16 protein-coding genes are annotated in these 21903 nt (G+C 71.7%); 3 read left to right on the forward strand and 13 right to left on the reverse strand.

Annotated elements, in window-relative coordinates:
* Positions 1-313: 313 nt before the first annotated feature.
* Positions 314-1321 carry a stage II sporulation protein M gene (locus tag ACIA8D_RS39500; RefSeq protein ID WP_399239937.1) on the reverse strand — a complete coding sequence of 336 codons (1008 nt, stop codon included), beginning with the start codon at positions 1319-1321 and terminating at the stop codon, positions 314-316.
* A 105-nt stretch (positions 1322-1426) separates the two neighbouring features.
* Here ACIA8D_RS39500 and ACIA8D_RS39505 point away from each other — a divergent pair, with 105 nt between their 5' ends.
* Positions 1427-2392, forward strand: coding sequence for an RDD family protein (locus tag ACIA8D_RS39505; RefSeq protein ID WP_399239939.1), 966 nt, complete (start codon positions 1427-1429; stop codon positions 2390-2392).
* Positions 2393-2404: 12 nt separating this feature from the next.
* Here ACIA8D_RS39505 and ACIA8D_RS39510 read toward each other — a convergent pair whose 3' ends face one another.
* Both ACIA8D_RS39510 and ahcY read right to left on the reverse strand, forming a co-directional pair.
* Complete coding sequence (locus ACIA8D_RS39510; protein WP_399239941.1) at positions 2405-3019, reverse strand: hypothetical protein; 615 nt, start codon at positions 3017-3019, stop codon at positions 2405-2407.
* A gap of 225 nt (positions 3020-3244) precedes the next feature.
* Entirely contained in the window at positions 3245-4708 is a 1464-nt protein-coding gene (ahcY, locus tag ACIA8D_RS39515) for an adenosylhomocysteinase (RefSeq protein WP_399239943.1), read from the reverse strand.
* A 447-nt stretch (positions 4709-5155) separates the two neighbouring features.
* Between ahcY and ACIA8D_RS39520 the strand changes: the two genes are divergently transcribed.
* Positions 5156-7267 carry a fructose-specific PTS transporter subunit EIIC gene (locus tag ACIA8D_RS39520; RefSeq protein WP_399239945.1) on the forward strand — a complete coding sequence of 704 codons (2112 nt, stop codon included), beginning with the start codon at positions 5156-5158 and terminating at the stop codon, positions 7265-7267.
* A 134-nt stretch (positions 7268-7401) separates the two neighbouring features.
* Here the strand turns inward: ACIA8D_RS39520 and ACIA8D_RS39525 are convergent, their stop codons facing one another.
* From ACIA8D_RS39525 to ACIA8D_RS39555, 7 genes are all read right to left on the reverse strand, one after another.
* Complete coding sequence (locus tag ACIA8D_RS39525; protein WP_399239947.1) at positions 7402-8379, reverse strand: cation diffusion facilitator family transporter; 978 nt, start codon at positions 8377-8379, stop codon at positions 7402-7404.
* Positions 8380-8467: 88 nt separating this feature from the next.
* On the reverse strand, positions 8468-9619 hold the full coding sequence (gene manA, locus ACIA8D_RS39530; protein ID WP_399239949.1) for a mannose-6-phosphate isomerase, class I: 1152 nt from the start codon (positions 9617-9619) through the stop codon (positions 8468-8470).
* 77 nt (positions 9620-9696) lie between these two features.
* Positions 9697-10824, reverse strand: coding sequence for an SIS domain-containing protein (locus tag ACIA8D_RS39535; protein WP_399239951.1), 1128 nt, complete (start codon positions 10822-10824; stop codon positions 9697-9699).
* Between the two features lie 37 nt (positions 10825-10861).
* Positions 10862-11032, reverse strand: a complete 171-nt coding sequence (locus ACIA8D_RS39540) for a Trm112 family protein (protein ID WP_399239953.1) — start codon at positions 11030-11032, stop codon at positions 10862-10864.
* Positions 11033-11319: 287 nt separating this feature from the next.
* Positions 11320-12687 (reverse strand): phosphomannomutase/phosphoglucomutase, encoded by a 1368-nt coding sequence (locus tag ACIA8D_RS39545; protein ID WP_399239955.1) that lies wholly within the window; start codon positions 12685-12687, stop codon positions 11320-11322.
* A gap of 158 nt (positions 12688-12845) precedes the next feature.
* Positions 12846-14462, reverse strand: a complete 1617-nt coding sequence (locus ACIA8D_RS39550) for an L-lactate permease (RefSeq protein WP_399239957.1) — start codon at positions 14460-14462, stop codon at positions 12846-12848.
* 143 nt (positions 14463-14605) lie between these two features.
* Positions 14606-14974 (reverse strand): DUF3499 domain-containing protein, encoded by a 369-nt coding sequence (locus ACIA8D_RS39555; RefSeq protein ID WP_399239960.1) that lies wholly within the window; start codon positions 14972-14974, stop codon positions 14606-14608.
* Positions 14975-15295: 321 nt separating this feature from the next.
* On the opposite strand from ACIA8D_RS39555, the gene ACIA8D_RS39560 reads away from it, so the two are divergent.
* A complete protein-coding gene (locus ACIA8D_RS39560; RefSeq protein WP_399239962.1) occupies positions 15296-15790 on the forward strand; it encodes a metallopeptidase family protein in 495 nt (164 codons plus the stop codon).
* Positions 15791-15814: 24 nt separating this feature from the next.
* On the opposite strand, the gene ACIA8D_RS39565 is transcribed toward ACIA8D_RS39560, so the two are convergent.
* From ACIA8D_RS39565 to ACIA8D_RS39575, 3 genes are all read right to left on the reverse strand, one after another.
* Complete coding sequence (locus ACIA8D_RS39565; RefSeq protein ID WP_399239964.1) at positions 15815-17275, reverse strand: DUF5719 family protein; 1461 nt, start codon at positions 17273-17275, stop codon at positions 15815-15817.
* A complete protein-coding gene (locus ACIA8D_RS39570; RefSeq protein WP_399239967.1) occupies positions 17272-20961 on the reverse strand; it encodes a glycosyltransferase in 3690 nt (1229 codons plus the stop codon). The genes ACIA8D_RS39565 and ACIA8D_RS39570 overlap by 4 nt, the downstream gene beginning before the upstream one ends.
* Before the next feature lie 165 nt (positions 20962-21126).
* Complete coding sequence (locus tag ACIA8D_RS39575; protein WP_127831770.1) at positions 21127-21390, reverse strand: WhiB family transcriptional regulator; 264 nt, start codon at positions 21388-21390, stop codon at positions 21127-21129.
* Positions 21391-21903: the final 513 nt, after the last annotated feature.

Here is a 21903-nt window from a genome sequence, read left to right on the forward strand (position 1 = left end):
AACCCTACCAGATCCGTTTTCCGTTCCGTCTCCGGTTCGGATTTCATTTCCGGTGGCCGTTGGAGGGCCTTTGCCTTTCGGCGGTTCCGACTTTACCAGAAGTTTTGGGCCGGACTTACCGGCTCAGGGTTTCCGATTAATCGGGAGGGGCTTCTCGAAGAATTGAATTTCGCGAAGCGGGCTAGATACTAGCCGTTGCAATCGAACCTGTCGAGTTCGGGGCAACTGTTCGAATCTACCTCCCCAGTCTGTCCGTGTCAACGGTCTTTCCGGGGCGAAGAGGAGACTAGCAGGTCAGCGGGGCGCTCGCACATCAAGCGGCCGTGGGCAGGAGCGCGCTGCGCTCGTCCGCGTGCACATCGCCTGTCTCCCCCTCACGTGCCGCTCTGCCGCCGAGGACATAGACGTATGCCAGGAAGGCCAGCTCTGCCGCGATGCCGATGCCGATGCGGGCCCAGGTCGGCAGGCCGGAGGGGGTGACGAAGCCTTCGATGGCGCCGGAGATGAGGAGGACAAGGGCCAGTCCGATGGCCATGCCCAGGGCCGCGCGGGCCTCTTCGGCCAGGGCCGTTCTGCGCGAACGGGGGCCCGGATCGATCACCGTCCATCCGAGGCGGAGGCCTGTTCCGGCGGCTACGAAGACCGCGGTCAGTTCCAGCAGGCCGTGCGGGAGGATCAGGCCCAGGAAGGTGTCGAGGCGGCCGACGGAGGCCATGAGGCCGATGCCCACACCTACGTTGAGCATGTTCTGGAAGAGGATCCACAGGACCGGAAGGCCCAGGAAGACGCCCAGAACGAGGCACATGGCCGCGGCCTGGGCGTTGTTAGTCCAGACCTGGGCGGCGAACGACGCAGCCGGGTGGCTCGAGTAGTACGTCTCGTACTGGCCGCCGGGGCGGGTCATCTCGCGGAGCTCGGAGGGGGCCGCGATGGAGGCCTGGATGTCGGGGTGAGTGCCGATCCACCAGCCGATCAGGGCGGCTATCGCGGTCGAGAGCAGTGCGGTGGGCACCCACCAATGGCGCGCCCTGTAGACCGCCGCCGGGAAACCGTGGGTCAGGAACCGCGTCACGTCGCGCCACGAGGCGCGGCGGGTGCCTGTCACCGCACTACGCGCGCGTGCCACGAGTTGGGTGAGGCGGCCGATCACCCGGGGGTCCGGTGCGCTCGACTGGATGAGCGAGAGATGGGTGGCGGTGCGCTGGTAGAGGGTCACCAGTTCGTCCGCCTCGGTGCCGGTGAGGCGGCGTCGGCGGCGCAGCAGGGCGTCCAGTCGGTCCCACTCGGCCCGGTGGGCGGACACGAAGACGTCGAGGTCCATCCGGTCTGCTGCTCCTCGCTTTCCGGCACCTGTACGGCGCGATGGTCCTTCAGCTTGGCAGACTGGCGGTTCCTGGGGCAGCTCGTTGAAGGGTGGGTGGCCGGCGTGAGTGAGCTGGTGACGGGTGAGGCGGTGGCGCTGGAGCTGCGGCCCGCGAAGTTGCCGAGTCGGGCGCTTGCCGTGCTCATCGACCTGGCGGTGACGTTCGCCGTCTATATCGCGGTGACCATGGCGTTCGCGGCTGCAACCGCCTCGCTCGACGACGCCGCGGTCGCGGCCGTCGCGGTGGCGACGTTTCTGTTGGTGCTGGTCGGGATCCCGATCGCCGTGGAGACGCTGAGCCATGGACGGTCGCTGGGGAAGCTCGTGTGCGGGCTGCGCGTCGTGCGGGACGACGGCGGGCCGATCCGGTTCCGGCATGCGTTGGTGCGGGGAGCCGTCGGGGTCGTGGAGATCATCATGACGTTCGGCGTCGTGGCATGCATCGCTTCCCTGGTGTCCGCGCGGGGCCGGCGGGTCGGGGACGTGTTCGCCGGGACCCTCGTCGTACGGGAGAGGGTGCCGACGGGGCAGTTGGCGTTCGTGCCGCCTCCCCCGCCATGGCTGGTGGGGAGGTTCGCCGAGCTGGATCTGTCGGCCGTGCCGGAGGGGCTGTGGCTCGCGGCGCGGCAGTACCTGACGCGGATGGGGCAGTTGGATCCGCAGGTGGGCTGGGGGATGGCCGAGCGGCTCGCGGGTGAGCTCGCCGCGCACACGGGGGCGCCGGTGCCGAGTGACATTCCGCCCGCCGCGTTCCTGGCGGCCGTGACGCACGAGCGGCAGTCGCGGGAGGCCCAGCGGGCGTTCGGGGCGAACGCCGCAGCAGGTGGTCGGGCGGCTTCGCCCGTGGCCGGTGCGGCTCCCGGGCCGTACGGCGGATATCCGGAGGCCGCGCGGCCCGTGCCGCCCACGGTTCCGCCCGCTCCTCCCGTTTCCCCGGCTCCCGCTCCTTCGTCCGGTCCGGCCGACAACCGCCCGGCCGGATCCGGGAGTTCGGACGGGCCGGCCACCGGGTTCGTTCCGCCGGCCTGAGTCGGGGCGGCGTCAGCGGAACGCCGACGGCGGGTTCTCCAGGTCCTCCAGCTCGATGCCGGGGGCCGCGAGGACCACGTCGCCGCTGATGTGGACCGCCTGCTGCTCCCCCGTGTCCAGGGCTGTGACCTGGTATTCGTCCACGGTCAGAGGCCCGCTGTCAGTGGCGTGTGCTTCGCTGTTCAGCAGGGTCCAGGACTGGTCCAAAGTGCGTGGAGCGAGGACGGGGTCCGTCAGGGCGACGAGGCGGACGCGGGTCGGAGGGGAAGCGGGGGTGAGACCGAGCAGACGTGCGGTGGCGATGAGGAACGCGGGGGATGTGCCCGTGAACGCGTGCGCGGGGGCGTTTCCTTCGGTGGCGTGAGTGCCCGTGGGGTCGGTGCGGACCCATGTGACGCCGTCAATGGCGGCACCTCTCACCTGCCAGCTCGCCGCGTTCAGTTCGAGGCGGATGGGGCGGCCGAGTTCGTCGAGGGCGAGGTCGATCGAGCCGGCGTGGTCGCCGGAGGGGGTGGTCCGTTGCGCTACATAGCGCCAGCCGGAGGGGCCGGGCGCGCACTGGAAGTGTTCTTCGCCGAGGGGGGTGTGATCGTGCAGATCGTGGAGCGAATAACGGCCGCGGGGCATGGCGTTCGTGGGGTCCTCTGTCTGGCCTGGTGACGTCCGCCGTCGCGTACGAGGCGGGCGGGCGTCGAAGGGCGTGTCCACCGTAGCCAGCGGTGTGGGCGGACACGGGACAGGCCCCCGACACGGGGGTGCGGGGGCCTGTCCTGCGAAGCGGTCAGCCGACGGGCGGCTGGTGCGCGGTGCCGGGCCGACGACTCGGGAGTCGGCTGCTCGGCGGGCGCGTGCTCAGTAGCGGTAGTGGTCCGGCTTGTACGGGCCCTCGACCTCGACGCCGATGTACGAGGCCTGCTCCGGGCGGAGCGTCGTCAGCTTCACGCCGAGCGAGTCCAGGTGGAGGCGGGCGACCTTCTCGTCCAGGTGCTTGGGCAGCACGTACACGCCGGTCGGGTACTCGGACTGCTTGGTGAAGAGCTCGATCTGGGCCAGCGTCTGGTCCGCGAACGAGTTGGACATCACGAAGGACGGGTGGCCCGTCGCGTTGCCCAGGTTCAGCAGGCGGCCCTCGGAGAGCACGATGAGGACCTTGCCGTCGGGGAACGTCCAGGTGTGGACCTGCGGCTTGACCTCGTCCTTGACGATGCCGTCGATCTTCGCCAGGCCGGCCATGTCGATCTCGTTGTCGAAGTGGCCGATGTTCCCGACGATGGCCTGGTGCTTCATCTTGGCCATGTCCGAGGCCATGATGATGTCCTTGTTGCCGGTCGTCGTGACGAAGATGTCGACCTTGTCGATGACCTCGTCGAGCGTCGTGACCTGGAAGCCGTCCATCGCCGCCTGCAGAGCGCAGATCGGGTCGACCTCGGTGACGATCACGCGGGCGCCCTGGCCGCGCAGCGACTCCGCGCAGCCCTTGCCCACGTCGCCGTAGCCGCAGACGAGGGCGGTCTTGCCGCCGATGAGGACGTCCGTGGCGCGGTTGATGCCGTCGACGAGCGAGTGGCGGCAGCCGTACTTGTTGTCGAACTTCGACTTGGTCACGGCGTCGTTCACGTTGATCGCCGGGAACAGGAGGACGCCGTCGCGCTGCATCTCGTACAGGCGGTGGACGCCGGTCGTGGTCTCCTCGGTGACGCCGCGGATCTCGGAGGAGAGCTGGGTCCACTTCTGCGAACCGTTCGAGATCGTGCGGTTCAGGAGCTGGAGGATGACGCGGTGCTCGTCGGACTCGGCGGTGTCGACCGAGGGGACCTTGCCGTCCTTCTCGTACTCGACGCCCTTGTGGACGAGGAGGGTGGCGTCACCGCCGTCGTCGAGGATCATGTTCGGGCCGCCGGTGGGCGTGTTCGGCCAGGTCAGGGCCTGCTCCGTGCACCACCAGTACTCCTCGAGGGTCTCGCCCTTCCAGGCGAAGACCGGGATGCCCTGGGGGTTGTCCGGCGTGCCGTTCGGGCCGACGGCGATGGCCGCGGCGGCGTGGTCCTGCGTGGAGAAGATGTTGCAGGAGGCCCAGCGGACCTCGGCGCCGAGGGCGACGAGGGTCTCGATGAGGACGGCGGTCTGGACCGTCATGTGGAGGGAGCCGGTGACGCGGGCGCCGGCGAGCGGCTGGGCGTCGGCGTACTCCTTGCGGATCGCCATCAGGCCGGGCATCTCGTGCTCGGCGAGGGTGATCTCCTTGCGGCCGAAGGCGGCGAGGGAGAGGTCGGCGACCTTGAAGTCCTGGTCCTGTCGGTTGGCGACAGAAGTCATAAGTGAGCTGCTCCTCGGTGCTGTTGCAGTCGGTCGAGGTGGGCTGAGGCGCCTGCCCGCGATACGGGTGGTGCGCGCATGGCTGACCTGCGGCGTCCTGGGACACAAGTGTCCCCTGATCGTTCGCAGCGCAGTCCGTCGGAGGCCCTCTCTCCCTCGGTCGACCCGGCGTACGGGCCGCCCGACCGCCATCAGCAGCGACGTCTGGCTCGGTACAAAGCTACACCGATCGGCCCAGCCGAACCCACCCCGCCTCTCGATCCGGTCGCGCGAGTTCCGGGTGGGCCCGCGTCGGAGGGCGGACCGGGGCGAAAGCGGGGACGCGTGACCACGGACTACCCGATCCGGGACCTTCGAACTGTCGGTCCTGTGCGTATGTGTTGCACCATGACGAGACAGCCGCAAAGATTTGCGCGCTCTTGCACGGAACGCTTGAAGGAGAGCCACGTGACCAGTCCGGCCGACCCCCACGCGGGCGGAGGGGCCGTCGAGCAGCAGAAGAAGTTGAAGCTGCTCGCGGTGACCGCATGTCCGACCGGCATCGCGCATACCTACATGGCGGCAGAGAAGCTGCAGCAGGCAGCGGACGCCGCAGGCATCGACATGAAGGTGGAGACGCAAGGGTCCATCGGGGCCGAGAACGTCCTCACCGACAACGATGTCAGGCACGCCGACGGCATCATCATCGCCGCCGACAAGGACGTCGACCGCGCCCGGTTCGCCGGGAAGCGAGTGCTGTCGGTCGGCGTGTCGGAGGGCATCAGCCACCCCGAGCAGCTGCTCGAGCGGGTGCAGAACGCCCCTGTGGCCGGATCCGAGGGCGGTGCGGAGCAAGAGGCCGCAGCGGCCGGCGGCAAGGAGCGCAGCGCGGCGTACAAGGCGCTGATGAACGGCGTCAGCTTCATGATCCCGTTCGTCGTCGTCGGCGGTCTGCTGATCGCCGTCTCGCTGGCGATCGGCGGTCACGCGACGCCCGACGGCATCCAGATCCCCAAGGACACGTTCTGGTTCAACGTCAACGCGCTCGGCACGCTCGGCTTCAAGCTGATGCTGCCGATCTTCTCCGGCTACATCGCCTTCGCGCTCGGTGACCGGCCCGCACTCGTGCCGGGCATGATCGGCGGCTTCCTCGCCGCCGACGCCAGCATCTACGGCTCCGACGCCAACGCCGGCTTCCTCGGCGCCATCGTGACCGGTTTCCTCGCGGGCTATCTCGTCCTCGCGATCCGGAAGATCAAGGTTCCGAAGGCCATCCAGCCGATCATGCCGATCATCGTGGTGCCCATCGCGTCCACGCTGGCCGTCGGCCTCGCCTTCATCTACATCCTCGGCGGCCCGATCTCCTGGGTGTTCACGCACCTCACCGACTTCCTCGGCGGGATGACCGGGTCGAGCGCGGTGCTGCTCGGCGCGCTCATCGGCCTGATGATCGCGTTCGACATGGGCGGGCCGGTCAACAAGACCGCGTTCCTGTTCGCCGTCGGTCTGATCGGGACGAACAACGCCGTCATGGGCATGGCCGCGGCCGCCATCCCGGTGATGCCGCTCGGCCAGGGCCTGGCCACGATGATCCGCCGCAAGCTCTATACGCAGCAGGAACAGGAAGCCGGTATCGCGGCGCTGTTCATGGGCTGTTTCGGCATCTCGGAAGGCGCCATCCCGTTCGCGGCCGCGCGTCCGGCGCAGGTCATCCCGGCGAACATGCTGGGCGGCGCGGTCGCCGGTGCGATCGCGGGTCTCGCCGGGGTCGAGGACTCCGTGCCGCACGGTGGTCCGATCGTCGCGGTGTTCGGCGCGATCAGCGGCCTCGCCTGGTTCTTCATCGCGATCGTCGCGGGCACGGTGGTCACCGCCGTGGTCACGAACGCGCTCATCGGCGTCAGCAACCGCCGTGCCGCCGCCAAGCAGGCCGCGGCCAACTCCGCCGCGTCCCGCGAGCCCGCCCTGGCCGGTGCCACCCCGGCCGTCGCCGCCGAGAGCGCTCCCGAGGCGCACGCGACGGCGACCGTCACCTCCGCATCCGCGGGCGCCTCGCTCCAGGCGGCCACGGCGTCCTCCACGGCGGTAGGCGGGGCCGAGGCCGAAAGCTCCGCCGACGAGCCCGAGGTGCTCTCCGGCTACCTCACCGACCGGACGGTGAAGGTGCAGCTGGACGCCCAGGACAAGGAGGCGGCCATCCGCGAGCTGGCGGGTCTCGCCGCCGCCACCGGCAAGGTCGCCGACGTGGAGGAGCTCGTGCGGACCGCGCTGCGGCGCGAGGAGCAGGGCACGACCGGGCTCGGCGAGGAGATCGCCATCCCGCACGCCAAGACGGACGCGGTGACCGCCCCGGTCGTCTGCTTCGCGCGGTCCGCCGACGGCATCGAGTGGGGTTCGCTCGACGGCACGAAGGCCAGGCTGGTCTTCATGATCTCGGTGCCGGAGGCCGCGGCGGGCGACGAGCACCTGCGGATTCTGGCGCTGCTGTCGCGGAAGCTGATGGACACGGACTTCCGGGCGCGGCTGCAGGCGGCTCCGGACGACGCCGCGATCCTCGAGGTGCTGGCGGAGGTCCAGTAGCCGGATCGACGTTACGTGGACGGGGCCGGCGGGTGCGTACTCGCCGGCCCCGTCCACGGAGCGGAAGCAGCCCCGTACGCACGTGGGGGCCCGCCGGAAAGTCCGGCGGGCCCCCACGTGCGTACGGGAGGAGGTCAGTGCTCCGGGCTCGGCGTCGGGCCGCCCGGGCGGGCCTCCGGGTCGGAGCCCTTCGCGGCCTCGGCCTCGCTGTAGATGTCGGGCTCGAGGTAGATCACTCGGGCGATCGGGACGGCGGCGCGGATGCGGGCCTCGGCATCGTCTATGGCGCGGGCGACCTCGGCGGCCGTGTCGTCGTGCTGCACGGAGATCTTCGCGGCGACGAGGAGTTCCTCGGGGCCGAGGTGGAGCGTGCGCATGTGGATCAGGCCGGTGACGGTCTCGCCGTCGACGACGGCCTTCTCGATCTTCGCGACCTCGTCGGCGCCGGCGGCCTCGCCGAGCAGCAGCGACTTGGTCTCCAGGGCGAGGACGATCGCGATGGCGATCAGCAGGATGCCGATGCAGAGCGTGCCGATGCCGTCCCAGACGGCGTCGCCGGTGGCGAGGGTGAGGCCGACGCCGCCGAGCGCGAGGACGAGACCGATGAGCGCGCCGAAGTCCTCCAGGAGCACGACGGGCAGCTCGGGCGCCTTGGCGCGCTTGATGAACTGGCCCCAGGAGAGCTTGCCGCGCAGCGCGTTGGACTCCTTGATGGCGGTACGGAACGAGAAGCCCTCGGCGATGATCGCGAAGACGAGCACGCCGACCGGCCAGTACCAGTGCTCCAGATCGTGCGGGTGGCTGATCTTCTCGTAGCCCTCGTACACGGCGAACATGCCGCCGACCGAGAAGAGCACGATCGAGACCAGGAAGGCGTAGATGTAGCGCTCGCGTCCGTACCCGAAGGGGTGTTGCGGAGTCGCCTCGCGCTGCGCCTTCTTGCCGCCGAGCAGCAGCAGGAACTGGTTGCCGGAGTCGGCGAACGAGTGGACCGACTCGGCGAGCATCGACGAGGAGCCACTGAAGAGGAACGCCACGAATTTCGCTACCGCGATCGCTAGGTTGGCGGCCAGCGCCGCGACGATCGCCTTGGCTCCGCCTGAAGCACTCATGTCGTTCCTGATGTCCCTTCGAGGTTCTACGTATTACGTCCCGTGCGCGGTGGGTCATTGTTGCAGCACGGGACGCCTCGCATGCCTCTCAGGCCACAACGGTCGCCCGGAAAAGCGTGCCGAAACCGGACACATCGACCTTTTCGCCCGCCGGGACGAAGGCCGACTCGCCGGGTGCGAGGGCCAGCTCGCCGGCCCGGACGGTGCCCGCCGTGCACAGCAGGATCTGCGGCGTCGCGGCCGTCAGGTCGTGGCCGGCGCCGCTCTCGGGCAGCACGAAGCGCGAGAGGCGGAACTCGTCGATGGGGGTGTCGTAGACCTCTTCGCCGTTCGGCGAGGCCTCGGGACGCAGCACGCCGGGGTCGGTGGCCTCGAAGCGGACGATGCGGAGCAGCTCGGGCACGTCGACGTGCTTGGGGGTGAGTCCGCAGCGCAGCACGTTGTCCGAGTTGGCCATGATCTCGACGCCGAGGCCGTCGAGGTAGGCGTGCGGGACGCCGGCGCCGAGGAAGAGGGCCTCGCCGGGCTGCAGTTGGACGTAGTTGAGCAGCATGGCCGCGATGACGCCCGGGTCGCCGGGGTAGTGGTGGGCGATGCCCGCGTACGGCTCGTAGGCCCCGCCGATGCGCTGGGCGGCGGCCGTGGCCTCGGCGACCGTGTGCTCCATCTCGGCTGGGTCCGCGGTCAGTACGGCCGTCAGGACCTCGCGCAGCGCCGCCTCTTCGGGGTGGGCGCGCAGCAGGTCGGCGTACGGCTTGAGGCTGTCGACGCCGAGCCCTTCGAGGAGCTTCGCCGCTTCCTCGGGGGCGCGGAAGCCGCACAGGCCGTCGAACGGCGTGAGGGCGCAGATCAGTTCGGGCTTGTGGTTGGCGTCCTTGTAGTTGCGGTGCGGGGCGTCGATCGGGACGCCCCGCTGCTCCTCGTCCTCGTAACCCTCCTTCGCCTGCTGGAGGTTGGGGTGCACCTGGAGGGAGAGGGGTGCGCCCGCGGCGAGCAGCTTGAGGAGGAAGGGGAGACGGGGGCCGAACTTGTCGACGGCGGCGGTGCCCAGTTCGTCGGCCGGGTGCGCGTCGACGACCTCGTTCAGCGGGCCGCGCTCGGTGCGCGAGGGGGCGCCGGGGTGCGCGCCCATCCACATCTCCGCCTGCGGTTCGCCGGTCGGCTCCGCGCCGATGAGCTGCGGGATGGCGGTGGTGGAGCCCCAGGCGTAGGGGCGGACGGTGTTGGTGAGGCGGTCCATGAGGGGTTCTTTCGGTACGCGGTCCAGGGCGGGGCGGCCGGGCGCCGTCGGCCGGCCGGGGAAAGGGTCGGTCCGGGTCAGGCCCGCGAGGCGAGGCCCAGGTAAACGGCGGCGAAATCCGTGACGGCGATCAGCTCCGCGAGGGTCTCCAGGTCGCTGCCCTCCTCCGGTTCCAGCTCGCTGATGGCGGTGTCGTGCGAGAGCGCGAGTTCGCGGGCGGCGGGCGCGGCGGTGAGGCCGCCCGCGGGGCGGTCGCGGAGCAGGACGACGCGGGCGCGCATCATCTGGACCTCCTCGACGCGGTCGCGGAAGAAGTCGTCGGGGTCGGCGCCCGCGGCCAGGTCGCCGGTGAGGAGCGCGCCGTGGGCGGCCATCGCCTCGGGCAGGTCCGCGGCGAGGGCGGCGCGACCGGCGAGCTCGGCGAGGGCGGCGGCGAAGCGGCGGCCGGCCGGGCCCGCGGCGGCGCCCTCGGTCCAGATCAGCGGGAGCGCCTCGGCGAGCTCGGCGGCGAGCGTCTTGGCCGGGTTGCTGTACGTGGCGATGGCCGGGCCGCAGCGCTCGGCGACCTGGTCGAGGCGGTCGGCGACCTTTTCGAGGGTGTCGGGCTCGGCCGTGAGCAGGCCCGTGCGGTCGAGCAGCGCGAGGAGGGGCGTGAGCAGTGCCCAGAGTGCGCCCGGCGCGGAGGCGGCCGCGGGTTCGTCCTGCTCGTACGGGGCGGTGGCCATCGGTACGAGGAGGCCGTGCGCCCGGGCGACCGACTCGGTCAGCGGGGCGCCGGAGGGGCAGACCGCGACGGCCGTGACGCCGCGCCGGTACGCCTGTTCGACGAGGAGCGAGAGGCTCGGCTCCGTGCCGTCCGGGGTGGCGATCAGGAGGAGGTCGACCGAGCCCGCCCAGCCCGGCAGCTCCCAACGCAGCGCGCCCGGCGCGGGGGCCACGCCGGTGGGGCGCAGGCGGACGACCGGGCAGGCGGCGCCCGCCAGGCGCCCCACGAAGTCGGCGACGCCCGCGGCGGCGGTGCCGGGGCCCGCGATCAGGACGGCGCGGGGGCGGCCGTCGGGCTTCAGCTCGGCGATGCCGGCCTCGGCCGCATGCCGGGCCGCCGTGCGGACGCGGGCGCCGGCCTCGGCGGCGCCGCGCAGCAGGCCGCGGCGGTCGGCCCTGGCCAGCTCGTCCGGGTCGTCCAGGAGCGTTTCGTCGAACATGGCGTCGGGCCTCCTGCGGGCGGCTGCTTTTCGGGGGTTACGCGGGGCGGCGCGCCTCGTCGATCAGGAGGACGGGGATGCCGTCGCGGACCGGGTAGGCCAGGCCGCACTCCTTGCCGGTGCAGATCAGCTCGGCGTCGGCCTCCTTGAGCGGGGCGTGGCAGGCCGGGCAGGCGAGGATCTCCAGGAGGCCGGCTTCGAGCGGCATGGTTCCCTCCGGGGGGTGTGAGGTTCGGGTGCGCTGCACCGCGTGCGGTGGCCGGGTGGCCGGCCCGGGTACGGCGCTGGTCACCAGCCTACCGGCGGGGGCCGGGGGCCGTGTCGTGGCCGGGGCCGTCGTGAGCGGTGCGCGGCACCGGGCGCCGCTACCCGTCCTGCCGACGGGGCACGACTGCCCAGGCCCACCCGGGGGTGACGCCTCGGGGCTCTGCCCCGGCCCCCGCTCCTCAATCGCCGGAGGGGCTCAATGGGCCTGCCCGGCCGCACGCCAAGCAGTTAGCCCCGGATGATCGCCAGGACCTCGTCCCTGGTCTTCTCCATCGTCGGCGTGTCTCTCGCCTCCGCGTTCAGGCGCAGCAGCGGCTCCGTGTTGGACGGGCGGACGTTGAACCACCAGTCGGTCGCCGTGACCGTCAGGCCGTCGAGCTCGTCCGTCGTGATGCCCTCGCGGCCCACGTACGCCGCCTTGACCGCGGCGAGGCGGCCGGTCTGGTCGGCGACGGTGGAGTTGATCTCGCCGGAGGCCGCGTAGCGGTCGTAGGCGGAGACCAGGGCGGAGAGCGGGCCGTCCTGGCCGCCGAGGGCCGCGAGGACGTGGAGCGCCGCCAGCATGCCCGTGTCGGCGTTCCAGAAGTCGCGGAAGTAGTAGTGCGCGGAGTGCTCGCCGCCGAAGATCGCGCCGGTGGTCGCCATCTCCTGCTTGATGAAGGAGTGGCCCACGCGCGTGCGCACGGGCGTGCCGCCGTTCTCCTTCACGACCTCCGGAACGGTCCAGGAGGTGATCAGGTTGTGGATGACCGTGCCCGAGCCGCCGTTGCGCGCGAGTTCGCGGGCGGCGACCAGGGCCGTGATCGCGGACGGGGACACCGGGTCGCCGTTCTCGTCCACCACGAAGCAGCGGTCCGCGTCGCCGTCGAAGGCGAGGCCGAGGTCGGCGCCCTCGGCACGCACGCGTGCCTGGAGGTCCACGATGTTCGCCGGGTCCAGCGGGTTCGCCTCGTGGTTCGGGAACGTGCCGTCCAGCTCGAAGTACATCGGCACGACGTCCAGCGGCAGGCCGTCGAGGACAGTCGGCACCGTGTGCCCACCCATCCCGTTGCCTGCGTCCACGACGACCTTCAGCGGGCGGATCGCCGTCAGGTCGACCAGTCCGCGCAGATGCGCCGCGTAGTCACGCAGCGTGTCCCGCCGCGTGACGGTGCCGGGCGTGGCAGCCGGCTCCGGGGCGCCCGAGACGCTCCACTCCTCGGCGAGGCGGCGGATCTCCGCGAGGCCCGTGTCCTGCCCGACCGGCGCCGCGCCCGCCCGGCACATCTTGATGCCGTTGTACTGCGCCGGGTTGTGCGAGGCCGTGAACATCGCGCCGGGCAGGTCGAGCGCACCCGAGGCGTAGTACAGCTGGTCCGTCGAGCACAGGCCGATCTCGGTGACGTCCGCACCGAGGGCGGCGGCCCCGCGCGCGAACGCCCCCGTCAGACCGGGCGACGAGGGCCGCATGTCATGACCCACGACGATCGCGTCGGCGCCGGTCACCCGCACGAACGCGGCACCGAACAGCGCGGCGAGCTCCTCGTCCCACTGGTCCGGGACCACCCCACGCACGTCGTACGCCTTCACGATCTGCGACAGATCAGCACCAGCCACGGTCTGCCCAGCCCTCCTGGAGTCCTGCACGGACCCACAAAGTACCTGGCCGCACCGACAACGGATCGTGAACCCCTCATTCCTCCCGGGGAACCCGCCCGCCCGCATCCTCACTGGTCACAGCAGCACCAACCGATGCCAACAGCTGCCACCCGTTCTCACGGCAGCATCCACGACAGCACGGCCGTGCTCTGCCCCCACACGATCAGGCACATCACCAGCAGCAGCCCCGCGCTCCACGGCAGCACCTTGCGCAGCAGGTCGCCCTCCCGGCCCGCGAGGCCGACCGCCGCGCAGGCGATCGTCAGGTTCTGCGGCGAGATCATCTTGCCGAGGACGCCGCCGGAACTGTTCGCCGCGGCGAGGAGTTCCGGCGAGAGGCCCGACTGCTGGGCGGCCGTCACCTGGAGGGCGCCGAAGAGGGCGTTGGCCGAGGTGTCCGATCCGGAGACGGCGACGCCGAACCAGCCGAGGACCGGCGACAGGAAGGCGAGTCCGGCGCCCGCCGCCGCCACGAAGTGCCCAATGGTGGCGGCCTGGCCGGACAGGTTCATCACGTAGGCGAGGGCGAGCACACTCGTCACCGTCAGGATCGCGAACCGCAGTTCGTGCACGGTGGCGAACCATTCGCGCACCGCGTCGCGCGCGTGCACGCCGATGACGACCGCGGTGAACAGGCCCGCGATCAGGACGAGCGTGCCGCCGGTGGAGACGATCGGCAGCGTGAAGATGTTGCCGCCCACCGGCTTGCCGCTCGGATCGGCGACGTTCAGGAAGGGCCAGTCGAAGACCCAATTGGCCTTGGCGAGCAGGTCCTTGATGGCGGGGATCTGCGCCAGCGAGAAGATCACGACGATGAGCGCGTACGGCGCGTAGGCGCGCAGCACCTCGGGCCGCGCGTCCTCCTCGTCCAGGTCCTCACTGCGTACGCCGGTCAGGACGGCGGCGCGTACGGGCTCGGCGGCCGGCCTGCGCGCGTGCGGCACCGCGACGAGGGCGCCCGCGCCCACCAGGGCGGCGCCGATGTCGGCGAGTTGGGCGGACACGTAGTTGGAGGCCACGAACTGGGCGACGGCGAAGGCGAATCCGCACGCGAGGGCGGGCACCCAGGTCTCGCGCAGGCCCCGCTTGCCGTCCACCAGGCCGACGAGCACGAGCGGCACCACGAGGGCGAGCAGCGGCGTCTGACGGCCCACCACGGAGGCGACGGCGTCCAGCGGAAGGCCCGTCACCTGAGCCAGCGTCACGACCGGTGTGCCCATGGCGCCGAAGGCGACGGGCGCCGTGTTGGCGACGAGCGCGACGACCGCGGCCTTCACGGGATCGAAGCCGAGCGCGACCAGCATCACCGAGCAGATGGCGACCGGCGCCCCGAATCCGGCGAGGGCCTCCAGGAGCGCGCCGAAGCAGAACGCGACGACGAGCGCCTGGATGCGCGGGTCGTCGGAGAGCCGCCCGAAGGAGCGGCGCAGGATGTCGAAGTGCCGGGTGCGCACCGTCATCCGGTACACCCACAGGGCGTTGACGACGATCCACATGATGGGGAAGAGCCCGAAGACCGCGCCCTGGGCGGCGCTGGAGACGGTCTGCCCGAGGGGCATGTCGTACGCGAGCCAGCCGACGGCGGCTGCCACGGCGAGACCGATCAGGCCCGCCCGGTGCGCCTTCATGCGCACTGCGCCGAGCAGGACGAGGACGGTCACGAGCGGCAGGGCCGCGACGAGGGCGGACAGGCCGAGCGAGCCGCCTACGGGCTCCAGTTGCTGGACGAACACGTGCGCCTCCCGGAATCCCGGTATCGGGTGGCGAAATCGTCGTGTCCTCAACAATCTCGGGTCAACGCGTTCGACTGTGAAGATCCCGTGAAGGGAAACGATTCACAAGAAACGTGAAGGGCCTTGGCCCACAAGAAAGTTGATCAGTTGTCGGGCGAACGCAGCACCCGGAGGTGGCCGCGGCGGGCGACCTCCATGGGGTCCGCGGTGCGCGGCCCGGAGCCGCCGGCCCCGGCCGCACGCTCCTGCGGGCGGGCCGCCTCGCGCACGGCGTTGGCGAGGGCCTCCAGGTCGTCCCCGCTGGGGCCGCTGCCGTCGGAGAGCCGGACGACCTCCCAGCCGCGCGGCGCGGTGAGGCGCTCGGAGTGCTCGGCGCACAGGTCGTAGCAGTGGGGTTCGGCGTAGGTGGCGAGCGGGCCGAGGACCGCGGTCGAGTCGGCGTAGACGTACGTCAGCGTCGCGACGGCGGGACGGCCGCAAGCGGTGCGCGAACAGCGACGTACAGGGCTCACAGCGTTGGACGGTACCGCACTCTTGAGCGGGCCGCGACGACTCTCCCCGAGGTCACCCCACCGTGTCGTGGTGTGAGACGGCGCACACCACCACGCGCGGGCGCCTCGATGACCTGCGTCGACCCTGGGCCGTGCGCCCCACGGGGCAGTTGAAAGCGGTCACCACTACGGGCATATAGCGCCAATTGCCGCGAGATCATCGATCCGGGAGAGAAGTTGAATCAGCCCCAAGATTGGCTTGATCGGTCAGGAAGCGACATCGAGCGCTCCGCCAGGCGCCACCCCGCTTCCGGCGCCGCGGAGGACTACGCTGCGTCAGTGATGGAAAGGCCAGTGAACACAGACGACGCGGTTTCGCCGCCCTCAGGGGAGCCGCGCCCGCCGCGCCGACGCGACCGGCACGGCAGGGGCATGCGCGGTCCGGTGGCGCCCCCGCAGGTGCCCCTGGCCGCCAGCCGCGCGGAGGCCTTCTCCGATCTCGTACAGGACTCCGTGGAGCGCCTGGAGCGGCGCTGGCCGCAGCTCGCCGAGGTCGACTTCCTGATTCTGGACGTGCCGCGGCTTACGGCCGAGGACGAGGCCAGGACCGGCGGCACGGTGCCGCTCGGCGGCACCGTCCCCGCGCGGGACGACACCCCCGCGCGCGTGGTCGTCTACCGGCGCCCCGTGGAGATCCGCACCAAGGGACGCGAGGAGCAGGCCGCGCTCGTGCACGAGGTCGTCGTCGAGCAGGTCGCGGAGGTCCTGGGCCTCACCCCGGAGACCGTGGACCCCCGCTACGGGGACTACGGCGACTTCGGGGACGGCGAGGACTGACCCCGCCGCCCGTCCCGCAAGCGGCTACTTCTGCACCACCGAGAGGTCCTCGTCCGCCTTCGGCACCGACACCATGCCCCGGTCGTCCGGGAGCGTCTGCACCGTGAACGCGGGGAGGGAGCCCTGCTTCTCCTCCAGCATCCGCGAGCCGTGCACCGGGCCACCGGACACCGGCTCCACCGTCAGCGCGTAGCTGCCCTTCAGACCGGACGGAACGGGCGGGGCGACCGAGAGCGTCGTACCGCCCTTGACCGTGTACTCCTTCGTGGCCGGGGTGCCACCCTCGGTGCCCGGGGACGCGGTGACCTTGACCCTGCCGGTCGCCCCGGGGGCGGTCAGGGCGAGCGTGGAGCCCTTAGAACGGTTGTCGGTGATCGTGGCGCGCGCGCCGATGCTCCGCGTGGCCGGGATGAACGCGGTCTCCTGGTCGGCGCCCTTGCCGCGCGTGACGCGCAGGGCGGCCACGACCGGCACGGAGTCCTCGGAAGGCGTCAGGATCAGCGAGCCCGCGTCGCCGCGCGTCACGGCGCCGAGGTCGACGGCCGTGGTCATGCCCGACTTCAGGTGCAGCGTGCTGTGCCCGGCGGGAGCGATCTTTCCGCTGGAGGTGGCGAGCTGGACCTTCAGGTCGGCGTCGTCCTGGCCCGGTGCGAAGGCGACCAGGCGCACGTTCTTGGCGTCCTTCGGGATGCCGGGCAGCACGAGCGACGGGGCCGGGTCGGCCACGGCGGGCAGCCAGTCCCCGCCCAGCTTCTCGTCCACGTCCGACAGGGCCGCCCCGACCCGGCCGCTGCGCGCGGTCACGTGCAGCGTCAGGTTCGTGTACGCCTTGTCGGTCAGCGTCGACAGCAGCACCGGGACGCTGGAGTGCGGCGGGACGGTGATGCCCTCGCCGACCTCGGACTTGACGGCCCCTTCGGGGCCGTACATCTGCACGTCCACGACCGCGGCCTCGTCGTCCGGGTTCGTGAGGTGGACGTAGTCGCTGCGGCCCTTGGCGGTGCTGGCGCCGGGGAAGTAGAAGTCCGTGTCGGGCTCCGAGCAGTTCACGCCGAGCAGTCCGCGGCCCGATCCCGCGGTCACGCTGGTGGTCTGCTGGACGGTCCAGCCGGGCGCGAGGGCGCCGTCGGCGGTGCCGTTCAGCGCGGGCGCCTCGGCCCCCGAGGCGTCGCCCGCGACGGGCGTGCCGGGCTTCTTCGTGGTGACGACCGCCTTGCCCTTCTTGCCGCCCTTGGCGGGCAGCAGCTCTGCCGTGCCGCCGCCCTCGGTGCCCTTCGTCTCGGGCGTGTACGAGGTGTACGCGGTCTCGGCGAGGTCGGACTGGCTGGGCTCCGGGCACAGCAGGCTGGAGCGCTCGACGGGCAGGCGCGCGGCGGCCGCGCTGCCGGACGGGTCGTCCTCGCCGGGCGTCGTGGCGGCGGCGAAGCCCGTGACGGCGGCCAGGGCGGTCACGGCGGCGATCAGGGACAGGGTCGTGCGGTTCACTGCTGGCTCCCGTCGGGGCGCTCATTGTCGGCGCCGTTGCCGTGGCCGTGGCCGTGCTGCTGCTCGTACGTGGGGTCGTACTGCGGGGGCTGGGGCATCTCGTACCCGCCTCCGTAGGCGTACGGGTCGTACTGGCCCGCCTGGTAGGGGTCGGCCTGCTGGTCGTAGCCGTAGGCGCCGCCCTGGTACTGCTGCTCCCCCGCCGCGTAGGTGCCGTACTCGGCGCCCGCGTAGCTCGGCTGGTCCCACTCCGCGTACGTCTGCTGGTGCGGGAAGTCGGCCACCGGGACCTCCTCCGAAGGAGGAGGCACTGCGGCGCCAGGGACCGGCTGGGGCGCCGGCTCGGCCTGGGCCGCCTGCTCCGCCTCGGCCTGGGCGCGCAGCCGGCGGGCCCGCCGGCCGTCGCCCGCGAGGTCCTCGGCGGTCACCACGGGCTCGTCCGGCAGGTCGTCGTCGACGTTCTGGCGGCGGCCCGGCAGGGCGAGCACCACGAGGACGAGGGCGAGTGCGCCCTGCGCCCACAGCCACAGGGTGTGCGTGATCGGAGCGTCGTAGGTGACGTCCAGGGTGCCGCCCGAAGCGGGCAGCTCGAAGCCCTGCGCCCAGCCGTCGACGGTGGTCTTCGTCAGCGGTGCGCCGTTCAGCGTCGCGGTCCAGCCCTCGGCGGACTGGTCGGCGAGCCGCAGGATGCGGCCCTCCTTGCCCTGCGGCACCTTCGTGTGCAGCTCGACGGGGCCCGCCGCGACCGGCACGGCCTCCTCCGCGGTGGAACCGGCGTCGGCGGTGGGCAGGACGACGGCGCGCGCCACCTGCCGGTCGACGCGCCACAGCGCGGTGCCGTCCTGCTGGCTGAGCCGGGTCAGGCCGGGCGTCGCGTCGAGGACGCGGCTCATCTCACGCGGCGCGCCGCCCTGTACGAGGACGTAGCGCACGGCGAAGCCGCCGAGCTGGTCGGCCTGGTCGGCGCCGGATCCCGCGACCAGGTTGGCGACGACCTTGTCGAGCTTGGCGTTCTCGCCCGCGGCCTCGGTCAGTTCGCCGTCCCCGAGGCGCGCGCCCGCGCCCCGGACCAGTGAGTACGAGACGTCGCCCGTGGAGCCGTCCATGACGAGCGTGCGGGCCTGGTCACGGGTGCCGGCCTCCTCGGCGACGAATGCGGGCACCTGCACCGGGTCGCGCCGCTCCACGGGCCCGTCGGCGCCGCCGATCATCCAACCGGCGGCGAGCAGCACGGGGCCCGCCGCGGCGGCGAACGCGATGAGCGCGGCCACCGGCTGCCGCCAGCCGAAGCTCTGCTCGGCCACCCGCGAGCGCGCGCCGTCGGCGCCGAGCGCGGCGGCGGCCAGGAGCGCGATGCCGTAGACGAGGGTGGCGGGTCCGGCCCACGCCGAACCGTTCGACAGCGCCGCGAAGACGAGCGCCACGAAGGCGACGGCCCAGGCGGTGAGGATCGCGGGACGCCGCTCGGTGCGCAGCAGGGCGGCCAGCGCGGCGAGCACGATGCCGACGAGCAGCAGGCTGCCCGTGGTCCCGGAGCCGCCGGGCGAGGCGCCGAGCAGTCCGGGCCCGGTCGCGGCGCCCGCCTCGTACGGGAGTCCGGCTTCCTTGAAGAAGCCGAACGGGAGCAGCGAGAGGGACCACGGCGCGAGCATCAGCAGCGGCGTGCCGAGCACGGCCAGGAAGCGCAGCCCGTAGGCGGTGATGTCCGAGCGCCGCACCACGAGGAGGGCGATGCCGAGGACCAGCGCGACCGGCCACACGATCGGCGTGAAGGCCGTCGTGATCGTGAGCAGCAGCGCGTACGCCCAGGTGGCCCGCCAGCTGTCGCGCCCGCCCTGAGTGTGTGTCAGACCCGAGGCGGCGAGCCCGGCGCGCGCGAGGAGCGGCAGCAGGATCGCGAGGACCGCGGTGCCGATGCGGCCGCCCGCGAGGGCGCCCGTGACGGCGGGCAGGAAGGCGTACGCGACGGCCGCCCACGCGCGCAGCAGGCGCGAGGTGACGAGCGGCCTGGACGCGAAGTAGGCGGTGAAACCGGCGAGCGGCACGGAGCCGACGAGCAGCACCGTGACCGCGAGTCCGGTGGAGCCGAACAGTACGGAGGCGAGGGTGGCGAGGATCGCGAGGTACGGGGGCGCCGCCTGGGTGCCGCCCGTGCTGGTGGCGTGCCAGGCGTCCACGTAACGCGCCCACAGCTCGGAGGCGTCGGCGGGAGCCGGCAGCAGCGCGCCGCCCGCGAGCGCCCCGCCGCCCAACAGCCCTCTACAGGCGATGAGGGAGACGAAGAGCAGGACAACGACGAGCACCGGACCGGGGTTGCGGGCGATGCGCTTGAGGCGCGCGAACCGCTCGACCCGGACGAACTCGGCGTCGTCGGGCGACTCGAGGCCGCCGCCACCGTGCCGGCCGGCCCTCGCGGTCTCCGGGTCGGAGCCCTCGAAGAGGCTGCCCGCCACCTGTTCGACGGTGAGCCGCACCGTCGCGCCCGGCGGCGGGAACAGCGGGCGCAGCTCCTTGGGGTCGACTCCGCCCTTGCCGCGCTGTCTGCGGGCGGCGAGGATCCGCCCCGGCCGCAGCAGCGTCGCCAGCAATCCGGTGATCTCGTCGAAGGCCTGTCCCGGCACCTTGCCGACGAGGTACGCGAGCGTACGGAGCACCGTGCCGAACACGACGCGGATCAGGACCCACGGAAGCGTCGCCCCGCGCGCGTTGGCGAGCAGTGTGTAGACGGCGCCCGCCTTGTCGACCTTGTGCGGCGACGTGGCGGTACGGCCGACGCAGTCGACGGTGCGGCGCTCGCGGGAGGAAGCCTCGGCGTGCCGCACGACGGCGTCGGGGGCGACGACGACCCGGTGGCCCGCGGCCTGGGCGCGCCAGCACAGGTCGACGTCGTCACGCATCAGCGGCAGCCTGCGGTCGAAGCCGCCGAGCTGCTCGAAGACATCGCGCCGGATCAGCATGCCGGCGGTGGACACCGAAAGGACGGGCCGCACGTGGTCGTGCTGTCCCTGGTCCTGCTCGCGGCGGTCGAGGCCGGTCCAGCGGCGCCCGGAGTGGGCGATGGAGACGCCGACTTCGAGCAGTTGCCTGCGGTCGTACCAGCCGCGCAGCTTGGGGCCGACGATGGCGACGTCGCCGCCGGCCTCGCGCTCCGTCTCGACGACGCGCAGCATCTGGGCGAGCGCGTCGGGATCGGGCGCGCAGTCGTCGTGCAGCAGCCACAGCCACTGCTCGGGTTCGCCGTGCGGCAGGTCCGGCAGGTCGTACGCGTCGTCGCGCCAGGAGCGGCTGACGGGGTCCCAGCCGCTGGGTCGCTTCAGATACGGCAGCTCTTCGGGGGTGAGGACGCCGGCGCTGCGCACGGCCTCCTCGACGGCCTGGCCGAAGCCGGTGCGGCGCGCGAGGTGCAGCACGCGGTCGTCACCGATGGCACGGGCGACGAGCGCGGCGGAGTCGTCGGCGCTGCCGGTGTCGGCCGCCATCGCGTTCTGTACGGGGCGCTCCTGGGAGAGCAGTCCTGACAGAACGTCGGGCAGCCAGCGCGCTCCGTCGTGCGAGACGACGACGGCGGTGACGACATGCCTGGGGAACTCGGGGGCGCTGCTCGGGTCGACCCCTGCTGCGGGCCCCGGGTTGAACGCGGCGGCGGCAGTACCGAATTGGCCTGCCGAGTGGCTGTGCACGGACATCGAGGTACGGGCCCCGGTTCGTTGGACTGCGGTGGACGCCCGCGCCCACTGGGGACACGGTGGCGTCCGGGACGGGGCCCCACACTAACGGCTGCCAACAAGAGCGACCCGCCGCCTGTGGACAACCACGGGCAGCGGGCCGGAAAGCACCGCACATCTCGGGGACTAGACGGCGGCCTTCTTCAGTCGGCGGCGCTCACGCTCGGAGAGGCCTCCCCAGATACCGAAGCGTTCGTCGTTGGCGAGCGCGTATTCGAGGCACTCGGAGCGGACCTCGCACGCGAGGCAGACCTTCTTGGCCTCTCTCGTGGAGCCGCCCTTCTCGGGGAAGAAGGATTCGGGGTCGGTCTGGGCGCACAGCGCGCGCTCCTGCCAGCCGAGTTCTTCTTCCGCGTCCTCGACCAGCAGATCCTGAAACGACTCGGTCATAGTGCGCCCCTCGTCTGTCCGTGCGTCCCCGTGATGTTGCCGCTACCGATTTCGGCTGAACGACACGAGTGAAATTACAAGTGTGCCGATCCGGGGCAGTCAAGCCGAGATCTGCTATTGGGCCCGTTATTCACTCTGCGGAACCAAGGCTATGCGGAAAGTGTTCAAATCGCCAAAAACCGTGACACTTGCCCGCGGCTCTTGTGGAGCCGACCGCACACCGCGCGACCCCCTCCCCCGGTGGACCGCCACAAGGAACTGCCACAGGGAAGGACGTCGCGAAGATCATTGACGTTCCGACGTTTGCGCGCCGGGATGCTGCGCCACATGTCCCGCCGCTTCACTGCACAAACCTTTCGCCACATAAGGGCACCGGATGAGGTGAACCATATTCCACAATCCGGACATTGGGTTGACAACGAGGGCATGAGCGGCTGTCCTGATGGGCATGCTCACGCATTCGGCACCCTCGACGACCCGCGCCGCCGGGTCCGTCCGTGCTGCCCTCGCGTG

It is taken from the genome of Streptomyces sp. NPDC051684 (assembly GCF_044453445.1).
In the GTDB taxonomy this organism is placed as follows: Bacteria; Actinomycetota; Actinomycetes; order Streptomycetales; family Streptomycetaceae; genus Streptomyces.